Here is a 15,022-nt window from a genome sequence, read left to right on the forward strand (position 1 = left end):
AACATTGCGAAACGCACTCCTTCTCTTTGGATGCGTATCAACTCGCAATGGCTGATCCCGTCGGCAATGTGGGGCGGCGACAGCGTTTACGGAAAGTCCGCTCCTCGCCCGTCCGATGGTCGTGGGGTGAAGGTCCGTTTCACCGTGCGGGGTAACTCGAGAGGGATGTCGAGTTTGGGCTGGCCCCGGTCGAATGCCCTCGCAGCGAAGGCGCGGCCCCCCGAGGGCAAGTCTGGGCTCGAAGCAGTTAGTTGAGCTCTTCGCTACAGGATGCGGGACCAGTGTCCGACACCCTGCTTCCGTCGGGCATCTTCTGTCAGGTGGCGAACACTAGGGACTTTCCGGATTGCCAACGACCGAGACGCTGTCCTGGTAGACCTCGCCGTTGTCGCTGGTCACTTCCAGCTCCACCGTCAGGACGGCACCCTTCTCGACTGACATCCGCGATACGCTAAGAGGCTCGCTTTTCGCGCTAGCGGGGATGCGGCCCGCCTGTCGGCTGACGCTGCGCCCGCCGGTCCCCTGTTTCGTGGCGGTGACGTCATACCTGCCCGACGCGCCCGGAGCGAGCGTGGCAAAGCTCTCAAAGAGAACGAACCCGTCTTCCTGGGTGGCGGTGATCCACGCGTCCGCTGCGGTTTCGGCGCGCAGGCTCGGCGGGGTCATCGCCAGAACGCAAACAAGGGAAAGTATCGCTTTCATGGGTCTGCCTTTCTTAGTGGGGAACCCTTTTCTTCGGGGGGAATTCAAGCCGGATGCCCGGCTCTTCCTCGGAAGGGCCCGACGGTTGGTTTTTCGGAAGACCCTCGGGGGGCTCCTGGGCCTGGGGGGAAGCCCCAGGCCCGTCGTCATCTGTCACGATGAACACACCATCTTCGCGAACGACGACGGTGTCTCCGGGCGGCGGCGCGCTTGGGACTGGCTCAAACCCGCCCGGCTCGGCACTGGCGGCATCTTGGCTGTCTTGGCGCGCTCTTGGGTCCGTCGCGAGGGACGGGCACTCCTCCTGCCCGAAGCAATCGGGTTGAGGAATGGGCACACCAAAGGGACGGTCTGCGATGATGCCAAGGTCTTCGGGGCTGTCGGCGGCCCCGGGTGCGATCTGTTCGATCCGCGAGAGGTCGCCATCCGACTGCGCAAGCAGCGCCGATGCGGCGGCCAAGAGCCCGATCAACCCGATGCTGGCTTTGAAGAGCGTTCGGGGCACCTACTCTACTCCGCACGCTGGGTGATTTCGACCGTGGCGGCGCCGTTTTGGGTGATAGAGATCGGCGGCGCATTGACCCCGTACTGTCGCAGCGTCGCAGAGTTTAAATCGCCGTTTTGTTCGAGGTTCATGGCATTGTTGTCGCCGTCCTGAAGTAGGTCAGCAAAGTTCGACACGCCGCCCTGAAACAGCGTCAGCTGGTTGTTCTGGCCGATCTGGGTTTGCAGGGCGATATTGCCGACCCCCTCTTGCGTGAGGACGATCTCATTGCCTGCCAGATCCCCGGTCTCGCTGTTGGTCGACTGGCTGATCGCGAAACTGTTAATGTCGCCCGAGATGGTGAGTTCGGCGGCGTTGCCGATACCGAATTGCTCGACATTTCCGGCGTTGCCGGAGCCACCGAGACGAACGAAGATGCGCTGTTCCTCGCCGGCCTGATTGAGAACTAAGGCGCTCTGGCTGCTCAGATCCGTCACCATCGCCGAATTGCCACTGCCGATCTGATCCACCGAGACCGTGCCGCCATCCGCTGCGGACTGATCCACCACGCTTCGGTTGCCGGTTTCGATCTGCCGTATCTGAGCGACGTTTTCATTGGCCCCGGCAGGAAGCAGGCACAGAGTGTTGAGTGCTGCGGCAAGAAGGAGTGTTCTGGGCATAACGCTTACTCCGCTGGACGTTCGGGGCCGGACCGATGGTGCCGCCTTTGTTAGAGCGTCCCGTCGTACGGTTGCCGCGCTTAGTGGTGCGCTGGGTTGCGAAACTGGCACTGCCCGCACCTTGGCGGGCAATGCCGTGTCTTGAGCAGTTATTGGATCACGTTGGAGCTATGGCCGACACCGCGCTGCGAAATCGTCGAGGTGTTGCCATGGGTGACCGTCTGGCTGACCGTCGCGATATTCCCAATTGGGCCAGCAATCGTCGGGCCGGTTTGCAAGATCGTGCTGCTCTGGGACTCGCCCAGCTGGGTCAGATCTGCGGTGTTCAACAGACCGTCCTGCTCGATGTTGCTGCTGTGATAGAGCCCTGTCTGCGACACCGAGGCATAGTGCCCGCCAAGCGGCATCTGCGAAACGGTGCTGCTGATGCCTGTCCCGTCCTGCATCACTATGGCGGTCGAGCTGTCGGGCACGATCGGGAGATCACCATTGGACGAGGTTTGGGACACGAGGCTGGTGTTGCCGGTCCCGCTCTGATCGACCATGGCGGTGTTGCCGAAGCCAGGGGTGCCGCCGGATTGGCCGATGGTCGACTCATTCGAGGTGCCGTTCTGCAGCGAGCTGGCAAGACCGGACTCGCCGCCCTGCTCGATCGCCGAAAGGTTCGACGTGCCCGATTGCCCGATACTTGCCAGGTTGTCGTTGTCGTTGGAGGCGGCATTCGGGACCGAAGGTGTGAAGATCCCCCCTGCAGCGACCGCGCCGGTGCCCTGCAACACGCTGGCCTCGTTCCCCTCGCCGCCCTGCTCGACGGTGACCACGTTGTTGTCACCTCCGTTCGACCCGACGATTTGCATGGTCGAAGCAATGTTCGCACTGCCTGTCTGAAGAATGGAGGCCGAGCTGTTGGTGATGTCTTCTGGAGAAGTCTGCGAACAGCCGAAGATCGTACAGTTCTCGGCGGAGCCCGGCCCCTGCTGCGCCCGTGCGAGGTTTTCATCGCCGTTCTGGTCGATGCTCGCAGCATTGCCGCCTTGGGTCGAATCCTGAACAATTTCTGCGGTGTTGACGCTGCCACCGGCCGCATTGTTCTGGGTGACCGACGCAGTTTGGACGCCGGATCCCTCAAGCTGCTGGATGCTCGAGATGTTCGCATCCGCAAATCCGCCATCGGATTGCATTACGTCTGCAATATCGTTGTCGCCGCTCTGAAAAATGTTGGAGGACCCGCCTACCCCGCCGGTCTGATTGACCGAGGCGGCATTGGCAGCGCCGATCTGTTCGATTGTACTGTTGTTTGCCAAAGCTGTGCCGGCCAACGACATGACAAGCGCCGTCGCTGAAAGAAGCTCTTTCATTCGCTGAATTCCCGATCTGAAAATACTGTCCATCCGTGCCCGCGCGGTTCGCGGGCACGGGCGGAATGTCACGTCACTGCATCACGTTCGCGGTATTTCCGGCGCCCGACTGGGCGATGTTCGAGTAGTTCCCGGAAGTGAACGTCTGAGAGACGGTCGCCGAGTTGCCGGGGTTCGAGGCATCGACCACCGGGTCGCCACCATCTTGGGTGATGAACGACTCGTTGTTGTCGGTTGCCTGGGTCACCTCGGCGAACTGATCGGCGCTGCCCGCGCCGCTCACCAGCGAGGTCTGCAGGATATTGCTCAGGTTGTTGTTGCCAGACTGAGAGATCGTGGCGGCGATCGAGCTGTTGGCGCGACCGTCCTGGATGATATCGCTGGTGTTGGCATCGCCCGACTGGTTGACCGAAGCTTGGCCAAAGTTCGCACCTTGGGTGATGGTGCTCAGGTTGCCCATACCCGACTGGGTTGCATTGGCCACGTTGTCCAATCCGGACTGGGTGACGTCCGAGGTGTTGCCGCTGCCGGACTGGTCAACCGTCGCGTCGTTCAGGTTGCCGCGCTGGAGGACGGTCGAGGTGTGATCCACCCCGTCTTGGGTGACCATCGCGGTCTGGCCGCTGCGGTCCTCCGGCTCCACATCACGCCCCTGTTCCACGCTGGAGAAGTTGTTCGCGCCGTTCTGGCTGACGTCGGCAAGCGTCGGGTTCACGCCATCCGAGAACTGCGAGATCTCAGAGATATTGCCGGGTGTCTCGCCGGGATCCCCGGTCTGGTTGACGTTTGCAGTGGCGTCGCTGCCCTCTTGCTGGATGGTCGAGCTGTTGGCCGCAACGCTGAAGTCAGGGGTGCCGACATTCGGGTCATCAGCCTGCGTGACAGTTGCTGTCAGGCTACTGCCGATTTGGTTGATCGTCGAGGCCCCTTCATTGCCGCCGCTCTGATCCACGGTGATCATATTCGACCCACCGATCTGCGAGATCATGCTGTCGTTGGCGAGTGCTGGGGCCGCAACAATCAGCGACAACATGGACGTCATTGCGAGTAAATTCTTCCGCATGCGGTAATCCTCCGCTATACGCACCTGAGGCATCCCAAGGTGCTGGTTTGGTAGCTGCGAATGCAGCCGCTAAACGGAGCGCGGCGACTATGGTGTCCAGCCTGTGACCGCCGTGCTCCCCTTATTCGCTCTCCTTGAGCGAATTCTTTAAATATTTCTGACCTATTTTTCTGTCACCCTAGCCGCTAACCTCTGTGGCGGCGGCCTCTATCGCCGCATTTGGGGCGGCGCGGGAATTATCATTTAGCAATCTCGAAATAGTATCAATAGTTAGAGATTCTCCAGATTCGCGGTGCAAAGACAACAATGCTGCCTCGGCGTTCGGATCATCGAAATCCCAGTAATTGTCCTCGGCCATCTCCATGATCAGGCTGTAGACGGCTTTTTCTATAGCGCGCGTCAATGCAATCGTTTCGGGTTCATTTGTTGTGGTGCCAGCTTCCAACTCTAGGATCCGATCGGTGTCGATATAGCGGAACACCGATGCACTCACCCCGGTTGATAGGATCGACTTTTCGGCGCGGGCCGACGCAAGAATTTCGCCGGTCTTGACGCTCACGGTCCTCAGATTGACGGTGATCGAGTCCTTTCGGTACTCGGTCTGTGCGCCGATCCCCAACATCGCCGCCCCGGCTCCCCCGGTGGTTGTGTTACTGTCGAAGCCGACCACACCGCCTTCGATGATCACTCCGGCGAAAAGAAGCGGCGGAAGCGCTCCCGGGTTCACCTCGGTCTCCCCCAGATATGTCTGCCGCATCTCTTGAATGACCCGGCGCTCTTGCAGCAGGTTGCCCAGCTTGTTGCGTTCTACCACGCGAAACCACGACCCATCACCGGTGTCCTGCAGCACATCGATCAGAATCTGTCCGCCGCCTTGCGACACGGCCCTCGACAGGGTTTGGAACTCTTCGGGCTTGTACTGACCCGAAACGTCTTCGAAGCCGTAGATCGCTACATCGATCCGGTTCTGCGGTTCCGGAAGGAGGTACAAAGCAGCCCGGGTCGCCGTCGGAGACGGCGTGCGTGGCTCCTCGCCAACCGGGTAGGATGATGTGCATCCGGCGGCGCTCATCAGTCCCAGGGCCACGACAGCTCGCCGAAGCCTTTGTGTAGAACCAAACAACGAAAGCATACCTAAAGACCTTGTACCTTACTCACTTTGAACAACTGGCAGGACGATCTCGGTGCTGGAGCCGTCAAGAAGATTGGTGATTTCCACTTTGATCGAGTCCAGGGACCGGTCGTAAAAGATCTCTTGGTCTCCGATGGTGATCGTATCGCTATCGCCGGGTTCTGCGCCGGTGATGACTTCCGTCAGTCCGCTGGAAAGCGACGACAGGAGCCGGCTTTGCAATTGGCGAACGAACAGACTGGATTGAGAATTTGCCTGAGATGAGGATGAGCTTGCGTCTTCGGTGTGCTGGTTCTGAATATCCGCCAAAGACAGAAGATGGTTAGAATTGAGGGGGCTCCCCCCGAAGCTTGGGTTTGTATGATTGAAAACTAAGTCTTGAGCAAACAAAGCGCTGCTCGATGAGCACAAAAATATGCTCAAGCAAAACAGACCTCTCATTATCGGCCACTCCCCTCCGCAGCGCTTGGCTTTAACAAAGTAACAGTTACAAAATTTATATCTTATTCAGCTCGACTCACTGTCTAAGATATAGGCATAATTGTGTCAACGGCCTGTGAAGTATTACCGTATTGACTGGCCATGGCCGCGGTAGCCGCGATCAACCACCGCGAGCTCGGGGCAGCAATCGGTGAGCGACGACGGATGGATCGGCGGCTGGTGCTGGAGGAAGGTTTCATCGGTGAAATGCTGGAAGTATGGGTTCTCCACCCACCGCGCGATCATCGCTTCGTCGAGGCGATGGCTATCGGAAGATAGAAGAGAGCAACAAGGTCGCGGTACAGCTCGGGTGTGCCCGTGATTTGGCCGCCAACAGTTTCAGAGGGATCGCCGTACCATGTCTAAGGTGACCCTCATAAAGAACGCTCTGGCCCACTGGAACAACGGTTCGCATATTGTTCCCTTGGGTCAGGTTACCTGGGGTGGTATTCCGCGTGGGATTGGAGAATAGATCGGACAAGGTAGATAGCCTGCGCTGTGTGCTCGCCGCCACCGGCGACGGGCCTCGAACAGTATTCGCTCAGGAGCCCGGCAATCGAGACGGCCCTCTCATCCACGTTGACGATGCTCCTAACGGGAAGTCGGGTTTGGTGTGCCCGGACTGCCAGAAAGAGGTGGTCGCGCGGCATGGTTCAGTCCGTCGTCACAGCTTTGCGCACTGGAAGCGAGGAGAGTGCGCATTTGCCGGGGAAACGGCGGTTCACCGGCTGGCTAAGGACATCATCGCCAAGCAGGGCAACCTTCGGCTTCCGGCCATCGAGATCATCGACGTGGGCGGCAAACAGCTCCTAAAGCAGGCCACAACTGTGAGCTTCGACCAGGTTTTTGTCGAGCGGTACGCAGGGTCACAGCGTCCGGACCTAATCGGGATAACTTTTGACAAGTACGGCGGAGAGCACCGGCTCCTGATCGAGATCCACGTCACGAACCCTGTCTATGGCAAAAGGAAGCGAAAGCTCGCGCTTCAGAAGAACGCGGTCCTCGAGATCGATTTGTCTAAGCTCGACCGGGATATAGATGAGGAAGGCCTGGCCAGGGCTGTGCTTCAAGAGGCGCCGCGCAAGTGGGTGCTGCACCCGCGCAGGGATCGACTTCAGCAAGAGGCCGATGCACGGCTGAAGAAAGAAGAAGACGATCGCAAGCGCCGGCAGTCCCATGCGATCCTTCAGCGGCACGAGCGCGATATCGCGCGGAGGGAGGCGTTGCGGGTCCAGCCAACGCTGCTTGAAGGCAAAGAAGCTGATCAAGCCCTGCGCGACCTGGAGATGTGGCGCCTCCTTCAGTTTCAGGATGTTATCTTGGCCGTGAAATCTGAGGACCGGATATTCAAAGTGCCCGGCGACCTGTGGCGCACCCGTGTGATGTCTGTCTTTGCCCCTTGGCTCGGACGGGATGAGGTCACCGATCGAGACTTCCTGAAAATTGTTCCTGACGCGGCGCGAGACCTGCAAGAACTTGGGTGGGTCAAGGACGCATACAAGCGCCCCGAGAGAGACTTCACTGGGCACGGGTTTAGGGAGCGAGACTTCGTCGAGGATGCCTGCTTTGCCCTTTTGGAGGGTGTGGCAGCTGTCTGTGCGGAGAAGCCGGGCGGAGCTCCTGCCTGGGACTTAAAAACCGCGATCGAAAAGCGCTGGGAAGTCCACAAAGACGTTCGTAAGGCGGTGCTCTCTCTTTCCTGCGCTCTCAGGCCTCATGGCGCGAACCTCATTCATGATGCGACCATTCTGCAGGGAGAGGTTGAGGTCGATCGGTATCTGATGGATGCCGCCGCCAAGAGCGTCCGGCCGCCTGCAGGTTTCTTTGAAGAGCTCGTCTGGGAAGCGACCTATGGACACCCTCGATACGGGCGCCGTGCCGACGTTGATCTGCTGGGGAAGCTCGGGCTCGGCCTTGTCACCGAGCATGGGGAAGTCGTCGATGCGGCAGACCTTTTGCGGCGCCTGGCTGATGTTAAGAAGCGCCCTTTGCAGGCTGTCATAGACGCGAAAACTAAAGCCGCGGCGCACGGCTGTCGGGCCCATTTTGAAAAGCTGCAGAGCACTTGGCCAGGGCTCGAAGAAATCCTGAAAAATTCAGTAGTGGGATCGGTGTTACTTGCTGGGGAGAAGGCTCCGGAGCTTCAGATAGAAATCGACATGGACTTGTCACGACCTCAGGTCACGGCTGAGGAGAAGTTGGAGAGCGCTCTGCGCCCAGCGCGAGTGTTTGCGAAGGATTTGGCGCGCGCAGCTTCATTTTCAGAGTTTGCGAGTGATCAGGCGACCAAGGAATGGATCTTCTATACCGCCTCGAGGATCGCCGCGAAATCGAGTGACAGAAGTGCTGGCTTGCCGGGGTTGGCACGTGATGATGACTGGAGTGGGATCCGGACCCTGATGCAGACTCTCCACGAGAAGTCGCAGAAGCCTGGGTATGGCGAAGATTTTCAGCGGCGCGCGCTGGGCAGCGTCCCGACCGGGGAAGATCGCTCCCTGCTAGAGATGATCTTGGCCGGGCATCGGGTCTCTTACCTGAAGGCGTTGGCCGACGTCCGCCAGCGGCCAGTTTCTCCGACATGGGTTCAGATATAGTCCCCCGGTTTGGTTCGCGAGCGGATGTCACGGTAATCTGCCAGCTACCCTTGCTCTCCCTCGCCGGAAACGCTTTTCTGCACCTAAGGCATCAGGGGACTTTTATGGACGTTATCAACATCTTCATCGCCGGCGACGAGATCAGCGGCGCGCTGCCGCTCCCTAGAGACCTGGTTATGGAGATTGATCGCAGCGAAGCGATGGAAGGGCGAGAGAAGAATGAATTGGACCTCGCCATGCTTTCGTGCTCGCCCTACGCCAAAGACCTTCAGGACATCGAAATTGTAGAAGGCTGGACGGGGAACAAGCTGCTCAAGATGGCTCTGGCACGCCTCCTTGTGGCACATGACGACGCCTACATCGCTCTCCAGGCTGGGCACGACTTCTTTGTCGTTGTTGCCGAAGCCACGCGCGATGGAAATGGTGAGCCAGATGATCTGCAGTGGGACTTCCTCATGTCCTACGACCTTGGCGATGTCGATCGAGACGTCGGAATGAAGTACGTCTACGGTAGTTTCGTGGAGAAGCGCGATTACCTGGCAACGGCGATTGCTGCCGGTCTCTACCGAGACGACGGCCATGTTGCGGAGAGACTGGCATCCGTCATAAGCGTCATCGACGAGCGCGAAAGCGGACTTGATGAGGCGCCCGAGCTGGATGACGACCGCGTATCAATCGTTTTCGAGACCGAGCAGGGCCGGCGCATGATACAGCTGCCGCGGCACTTCATCCTCGAAATGAAGTCGGAGGACTTGAGCGAAGATCGCCAGCATGCGGAGAGGAACTTCGCCGCCTTGGCATGTACCCAAAACTGGGCTGACCTTGAGGATACCATTGTGTTGGATGGGCAGCCCGGAAGGGTGGTGCTTGCATGGTCTCTCATGAGCTTTCTGTCGATGCAGAAAAGCGCTCTTGAGGCGGTGCGCAATGGAGACGACTTCTTCGCGATCGTCGCTGAAGCAACCTTCAACGAAGAGGATGGAGAGCCCACACTTGAATGGGATGTCCTCGGCTCTCGCAAGGTTGGAGAGATCAGTGAGGAAGCGGATGTGACCCGCAACTTCAGTCGTCTGATTGGGTGGGCCTATGACGATCTGAAAGCTGCATTGGAAGTCGGACGCTACCGAAAGGATGGCGTGGTCGGCGCTTTGATTTCAGAGTGAGCCCGAGCGGCTGTCGGCAACGCTAAGTTCAAGCTCTGTGATACCTAAACGCGAGGGCGCCAAAGTCGATTTGGCGCCCTCTTACGAACGTCGTGGTTACACCAGCTCCCTCGGGTGCAGCACGACCCGCGCGTTCATCGGCACCTGATCGTACAGTTGAACGATCTGGTCGTTGATGAGGCCGGCACAACCGTTTGAAACGGCGCGCCCTATGCTGCCCGGGTCATCGGTCCCGTGCACTCTCAGATAGGTGTCGCCGCGCTCGGGCGTGAAGAGGTATAGCGCGCGTGCGCCGAGTGGATTGCCAGGGCCACCCGGCATGCCATCTGCGTATTTCTGATACTTTTCAGGTTCCCGCTCGATCATGCCGGGCGTTGGAGTCCACGATGGCCACTCTTTCTTGGCGCCAACGTAGTACTCACCGGGTTCGTACAAGCTATCGCGGCCCACACGGATCGGGTATACCCATGCTTGACCGCCTGGAAGCGTCCAGAAGAGCCGGAACGCGTCCGGATAGACGTGCACTTCACTTGGCGGAAGGGGGTTGGCCAAGCGAATGAGTTGTGGTGCTGTCACGCTGGGGGCCGGCTGGGGGGCGGTCTGCGCGCTAAGAATAGAGGGTACTGCGAGGCCTGTTGCGGAAGCGAGGCCGAGCTTCAATGCGCGTCGGCGCGTCGTGAAGGCATTCATGCGTGTTCCTTTCCTTCACCGACCCGATGTTGATCGGCCAGAGAAGACTACTTCGGTTATCTTAACTGGCGCTTAGGCAATGTGCGCCGCACTCATCTATTGGCAAGCAGCACGTATTTGAGCCGCCTTTCATGCAGATAGAATGTGTGCGGGGCACGCTGGGTTCCAAAATTCGAGTGCAACTCTTGGCGCGGCGCTGTGATCGCGACGGGTTTGTGGATGTGCCTGAGGCGTATGAGTGACGTGCTCTGGAGCGTCCGTCTGCTTGCTTGCTAGTGTCCGCCGTTCAGGTCCATGGCGTAGATCTCCGCCCAAAGAGCTTCGCGCTCGCGCTCTTCCTTTGACTTGGGGCCAAAGCGCTGGGCGGCCGTATCGAAGCCTGGATCACGTTCGCTCATGCCCATAGCTAATGCTGAGAGCGCATAGGCACGGCCTGCCTCCTGCCGGTCGCTTCCGGAGTAAATGCGTTCTGCAAAGGATCGGATGAGGTCCATCTGAGCAGTGGTTGGCGGCAAGATTACCCCTTGACCAATGGAGGCAGTATCTGTGCTGGCACCCACGACATCCCAGTAGTCGGCGACCACTGCACGGGCCCCGTGTGCGAAAAGCTCGGTCTTGGCCGCATCGCTCAGTTCGAGCTTGGTTTCAGTGTGACGATCTTCGATGAGCTCCAGGCCCCCGCCTTCGAGGATCTTGGCCAAGCAGGCATCACAGAGGGAGCATTTGGGAGGAACTGCAGGACCTCTTATGGTCCAGATGTAGGAACGCCCCTGCCCTTCATTGCCGGTCACCAGAACACCATCGTTGTCCCAGTAGCCGCTCTCCTTCCGGCAGACACCGCATCCGTAGTCTTCAACAGCGCCGCTTGAGTAAGCCTTTCCCGGGCGCGCCATGTTGTCTTCCGACATCTCACCGCGTTCGTTGTCCGCGCGCCGCGGCCCGTCATTTCGCATGGTCACCCCTTAGCCCTTGGCCTCGGCCCAAGACATCAATCGTTTGTGCTAACGATATCAACGCCTCAGGCCGTTGCAACATCATGTGCAAACAACAGTGTTCTATCATGAAAACTAGGGCGCGTTGACACTGGGCTGAGGGATGCAGTCGCAGTATTCGGCCAAGTCGGAGAGGTAGCTCCACTCATTGATGTTCGCATGCCGCAGCAGGGCCTGAACCCGGTGGGATATCTTGTCCAATTCCACCGCTTGTTCGGTGATTGCGTGCCTCTTCCGAAAGCCATCGTCACCTCTGGGGCCGGAGGAGATAGCGTAGTCGATCTTGAAAAGACGGTCTTCGTCTTCTGCCATATGGAACTCTGAAAATCCGCCCTGAAGCATTCTGAACAAGCTATCACAGGCTACGAGGTCCTTCTGATAAAGCCACCAATCAGTGCTGTCCTCCAGCAGCCCAACTGGCGAAAAGTTTTCGAGCACTGCCGCAGCCAACTCCCCCTCAACAGACCGGGGCACGACTTCAGTGGGCGCTCGAAGCGGTAGGCCGGTGACGACGTTTTCCGCGGCGTTCTCGGTGACGGTCACCTGGACGAACATATGTGTGTGCCCGCTTAGCTGCGGTTCCCTGAATTTCAGCAACTGTGCGTAGTGGTCTGTTTGGGGCATCGACGTCTCCTTGGTTCTGTGGACATACGAGACGTGGTGCAATCGAGACGCTCTACCGTCGTGAGGACTTCTCAAACCTCGCAAGGGCCCGGTCGAGAATGTCGTCGCGGACAACTCTTACCTTCTCTCCCGAGGGCATTGTCAGGGTTCTGACAGCGTCAACTTTCCCCACGACCGTCGAGCGCCCAGATTTTGGCTCTCTGTGAAAGACATGCAAGAGTTTCGCCAACATTCGAATTCCCCTCCTTGGAGACCAGCTTTACATGCGAGGTACGAGCGACACCACTCCAGTGAGGTTGACATTGTCGTTCGCGGTGCGCCTCCGGACAAGATTCCTGAGCTTTTCCGTTGCGGGGGAATTGTGCAAAATCGAACAGAGGTGCGCCCGTGACACTTTGTTCGCACATGACTATGTGAGCGATACGGTTGTGTAAGGGGTGCAAACAATGCGGAACCTTGTAATTCTTTGGATGGCGCTTTTCGCCGCCACACCTGTATCGGCGCAGAGCCACAAGGCGCTTAGCTGCGAAAATTCGGCCAAGATCGTCATGGAGGCAGTTCAGGCGCGTAAGGACGGAGTCTCTGAAAAACGTACCGAGCGAGAGCTGCGCCGGGCTTTGGATCGGGACACTGGCACCATGGTCGCCCAGTGGATCTATGGTCTCCCTGAGGACCAGCTCACCCTCGATGTTGGTCGGACCTGGGAGGGACAGTGTCTCTCGCAATGACGCTGGATCGCAACCTCGAGGGTAGGCTTTCTAAGTCGCCGAAGAGCCAGGGTTGCGTCCGACTGAAATTTCTATGCGCCTACCTCTGGCATCCTGACAGCCTCCAAGCACCGACGAATACCGAGAGCCAAAGACATTCGCCTCTCTGGGATTGCCCAAAATGTATACTTGAAATGATACGCGTAGGCGGGCATACATGTCTTATGTATCATCAAAGGTATACATAAATGGAGACGCTCACGGTTCAGGCGCATGTCGATGGACATTGGCACGATGCTGCGACAATCGACTTTGCTGACCCCGAAATTGGGATCCGTGGGCCGTCTAAAATAGTTTATGACGACGACTATATTTTCGACCTCGTCCTTGCGAACTCGGAGGACTGGGTAATCGATCGTCGCGCCCTGTCCGTTAACTGCCCGGCATCACTTGAAGATGTCTACCTGGATCGCTGGCCGCCCTGGCTCTTGGACCTTATGCCGCAAGGGGTCGCCCGGGAGAGGATCGCAAAGGACCTGAGCCTTCCCCGCAATGCGCCCGAACTGGATATGCAGCTTCTCTTGCGCGCTGGCGGGACACCGATCGGTAACCTCAGGATTAAAGAGGCATGGGAACTTGAGACCGAGCGGCTTAAGGGGATCTGGTGCCCTCCGATCTCGGATCAGGACATCGCAAACAAAAGTGACATCTTTCTCGACGTCGTTGATCGGTACGCGCATCTGGCATCTGGCTCAAGCGGTGTCCAAGGTGAATGGCCGAAAGCGCTCATGACGCGATCGAAGACGGACGGGCAATGGTACCCAGACCCTTTTGTCGCCACTGAAAACGTCCTATGTCGGGAAAATCTGGCTGCTTAGGTCAGCAGGTCGAGTGGCATCCGGTGGCCGGATACCCTGATAAGGTTGCCCAGACGGGCTCTGCCGTCAAGAAATGATCTCTTCCATAGCAAACACAGGGTACGCGCGATGGCGGCCCTCACCGTCCTTAATACGAGATCCCAAATCCCAAGCAGAAGGCCCGAACATTATCTACGAGGTCAGATTGACTGCCTCCACGGCTCAGTCAGAGAGAGGTCCTTCCGCCTGGGCTCACCCCCTCGAAGAAGGGGCGATAGGGTTCACCGTGTTTGACCACGGCGTGTACGGTGCGTGCCATCTTGGCCGCGATGGCGGTGTAAGCCTTGCGACGCAGATGGGCGTTGTGTCGATCCCTCGAGATGTAGCGCTCGAACTTGTCCCGGAAGCTGTTGGTCGGCTTGAGAGCCGCCGTCTGGCCCGCCATCCAAAGCGCAGAACGCAGGCGGGCATTACCGTACTTCGAGATTTTGCTCTGACCGCGGAACGTGCCGGACTGCACAGTCGCGAGGTCCATCCCGCAGAACTTCAGAAACTGGCGGTGGTGCCGGAACCGACGCAAGTCGCCTGCCTCGGCCAGGATCGTCATCGCGTTGATCGGACCGATGCCTGGGATGGTCGTCAGAAGCTGGTAGTCGGGGTGATCAGATAACAATTCGACAGCCCGAGCCTCGATCTCATTGCGTTGGCGGATCAGGCTGCGGCCCTCTGCAAGAACGAGACGGAACATGCGGACTGCGTCGGAATCCGGGTGGACTGGAAGGCCAACCGAACTAACGGCCGTCGCATAAACATCTGAAAGCAATTGCTCTTTGGACACCTTCCGACCAACGACCTCCCAAGCGTCAGCGATGAAGGCCTCCCGGCCCATGGCCGAGATCATGTGTGGCGATGGATACGTCTCAAGGAAGGCAAGGAACCAGTCGGTGCGCGAACTGCGGTGAAAGCGCTCGGCCTCGGGAAAGTACAGCGGAAGATAATGCGTCAGGATGCGGTGCCAGAGCTCGGTCTTTGAGCGTGAGACGATCTCGTGGGTCTTCGACAGCTCCTGAATGTCCGCCGTCCCGACCACCAAGGGATCGTGAAAGAACTGCACAGCGCCGATCTCCAGCATGTGCAAGATGACCTGTGCGTCCTTCGGATCGTTCTTGTCCCAACTATTGTGCAGCGCTTCACGCGTGCGAGCCAGGCCAACGGAGGAAACGAGCTTCAGTTCAAATCCGGCCTGTCCGAGATGATGCGCCAAGGGTCTGTGATAGTTGCCGGTCGCCTCGAACCCGATCCGAACAGGCATGTCGTAACCAACTAGCGCCGCGGACAAGCGATGGAAGTCTTCCAACGTATTCATGATCGTCATGCGCCGACGACGCTTCTTGCCGGGGACCCCGATCAGGACCTCGTGGCGGTGCTTGGAAATGTCGATGGCGACTAAAACGGTTGAAGCGATAGTATGGGTGGCGGTCATAGCCGGTCTCCTC

At 58.6% G+C, this 15,022-nt stretch carries 16 protein-coding genes; 5 read left to right on the forward strand and 11 right to left on the reverse strand.

All coding sequences use genetic code 11. From position 1 onward, the window contains the following. Positions 1–330: 330 nt before the first annotated feature. The 7 genes from csgH to ACXAJT_RS24920 form a co-directional block, all read right to left on the reverse strand. Entirely contained in the window at positions 331–702 is a 372-nt protein-coding gene (csgH, locus tag ACXAJT_RS24890; RefSeq protein ID WP_475240811.1) for a curli-like amyloid fiber formation chaperone CsgH, read from the reverse strand. A gap of 13 nt (positions 703–715) precedes the next feature. Then, positions 716–1,207 carry a hypothetical protein gene (locus ACXAJT_RS24895; protein ID WP_475240815.1) on the reverse strand — a complete coding sequence of 164 codons (492 nt, stop codon included), beginning with the start codon at positions 1,205–1,207 and terminating at the stop codon, positions 716–718. 5 nt (positions 1,208–1,212) lie between these two features. Beyond that, positions 1,213–1,866 (reverse strand): hypothetical protein, encoded by a 654-nt coding sequence (locus ACXAJT_RS24900; protein ID WP_475240822.1) that lies wholly within the window; start codon positions 1,864–1,866, stop codon positions 1,213–1,215. Positions 1,867–2,015: 149 nt separating this feature from the next. Next, positions 2,016–3,224 carry a hypothetical protein gene (locus tag ACXAJT_RS24905; protein ID WP_475240825.1) on the reverse strand — a complete coding sequence of 403 codons (1,209 nt, stop codon included), beginning with the start codon at positions 3,222–3,224 and terminating at the stop codon, positions 2,016–2,018. Positions 3,225–3,297: 73 nt separating this feature from the next. Next, a complete protein-coding gene (locus ACXAJT_RS24910) occupies positions 3,298–4,266 on the reverse strand; it encodes a hypothetical protein (RefSeq protein ID WP_475240828.1) in 969 nt (322 codons plus the stop codon). Between the two features lie 199 nt (positions 4,267–4,465). Then, positions 4,466–5,374: a CsgG/HfaB family protein gene (locus ACXAJT_RS24915; protein ID WP_475240833.1), complete on the reverse strand. Its 909-nt coding sequence runs from the start codon at positions 5,372–5,374 to the stop codon at positions 4,466–4,468. 63 nt (positions 5,375–5,437) lie between these two features. Continuing rightward, the gene (locus ACXAJT_RS24920; protein ID WP_475240837.1) at positions 5,438–5,842 is read right to left on the reverse strand and encodes a curli assembly protein CsgF; all 405 of its coding nucleotides are present in this window, start codon (positions 5,840–5,842) and stop codon (positions 5,438–5,440) included. A gap of 159 nt (positions 5,843–6,001) precedes the next feature. On the opposite strand from ACXAJT_RS24920, the gene ACXAJT_RS24925 reads away from it, so the two are divergent. The 3 genes from ACXAJT_RS24925 to ACXAJT_RS24935 all read left to right on the forward strand — a co-directional run bounded on the left by ACXAJT_RS24925 (position 6,002) and on the right by ACXAJT_RS24935 (position 9,656). Beyond that, positions 6,002–6,178, forward strand: a complete 177-nt coding sequence (locus tag ACXAJT_RS24925) for a hypothetical protein (RefSeq protein WP_475240842.1) — start codon at positions 6,002–6,004, stop codon at positions 6,176–6,178. A 221-nt stretch (positions 6,179–6,399) separates the two neighbouring features. Continuing rightward, entirely contained in the window at positions 6,400–8,493 is a 2,094-nt protein-coding gene (locus ACXAJT_RS24930; protein ID WP_475240845.1) for a competence protein CoiA family protein, read from the forward strand. A 104-nt stretch (positions 8,494–8,597) separates the two neighbouring features. Then, on the forward strand, positions 8,598–9,656 hold the full coding sequence (locus ACXAJT_RS24935) for a hypothetical protein (protein ID WP_475240847.1): 1,059 nt from the start codon (positions 8,598–8,600) through the stop codon (positions 9,654–9,656). 96 nt (positions 9,657–9,752) lie between these two features. Here the strand turns inward: ACXAJT_RS24935 and ACXAJT_RS24940 are convergent, their stop codons facing one another. The 3 genes from ACXAJT_RS24940 to ACXAJT_RS24950 form a co-directional block, all read right to left on the reverse strand. After that, a complete protein-coding gene (locus ACXAJT_RS24940) occupies positions 9,753–10,346 on the reverse strand; it encodes a L,D-transpeptidase (protein WP_475240851.1) in 594 nt (197 codons plus the stop codon). Between the two features lie 272 nt (positions 10,347–10,618). Continuing rightward, the gene (locus tag ACXAJT_RS24945; protein WP_475240854.1) at positions 10,619–11,254 is read right to left on the reverse strand and encodes a hypothetical protein; all 636 of its coding nucleotides are present in this window, start codon (positions 11,252–11,254) and stop codon (positions 10,619–10,621) included. A 159-nt stretch (positions 11,255–11,413) separates the two neighbouring features. Continuing rightward, positions 11,414–11,962 (reverse strand): hypothetical protein, encoded by a 549-nt coding sequence (locus tag ACXAJT_RS24950; RefSeq protein WP_475240857.1) that lies wholly within the window; start codon positions 11,960–11,962, stop codon positions 11,414–11,416. 446 nt (positions 11,963–12,408) lie between these two features. On the opposite strand from ACXAJT_RS24950, the gene ACXAJT_RS24955 reads away from it, so the two are divergent. After that, positions 12,409–12,690 (forward strand): hypothetical protein, encoded by a 282-nt coding sequence (locus ACXAJT_RS24955; protein WP_475240859.1) that lies wholly within the window; start codon positions 12,409–12,411, stop codon positions 12,688–12,690. A gap of 227 nt (positions 12,691–12,917) precedes the next feature. Further along, positions 12,918–13,547, forward strand: a complete 630-nt coding sequence (locus ACXAJT_RS24960; protein WP_475240864.1) for a HipA N-terminal domain-containing protein — start codon at positions 12,918–12,920, stop codon at positions 13,545–13,547. Positions 13,548–13,752: 205 nt separating this feature from the next. Here the strand turns inward: ACXAJT_RS24960 and ACXAJT_RS24965 are convergent, their stop codons facing one another. Next, positions 13,753–15,009, reverse strand: a complete 1,257-nt coding sequence (locus tag ACXAJT_RS24965) for an IS110 family RNA-guided transposase (protein WP_475240868.1) — start codon at positions 15,007–15,009, stop codon at positions 13,753–13,755. Positions 15,010–15,022 lie beyond the last annotated feature (13 nt).

It is taken from the genome of Salipiger sp. ABF4_146 (genome assembly GCF_056161345.1).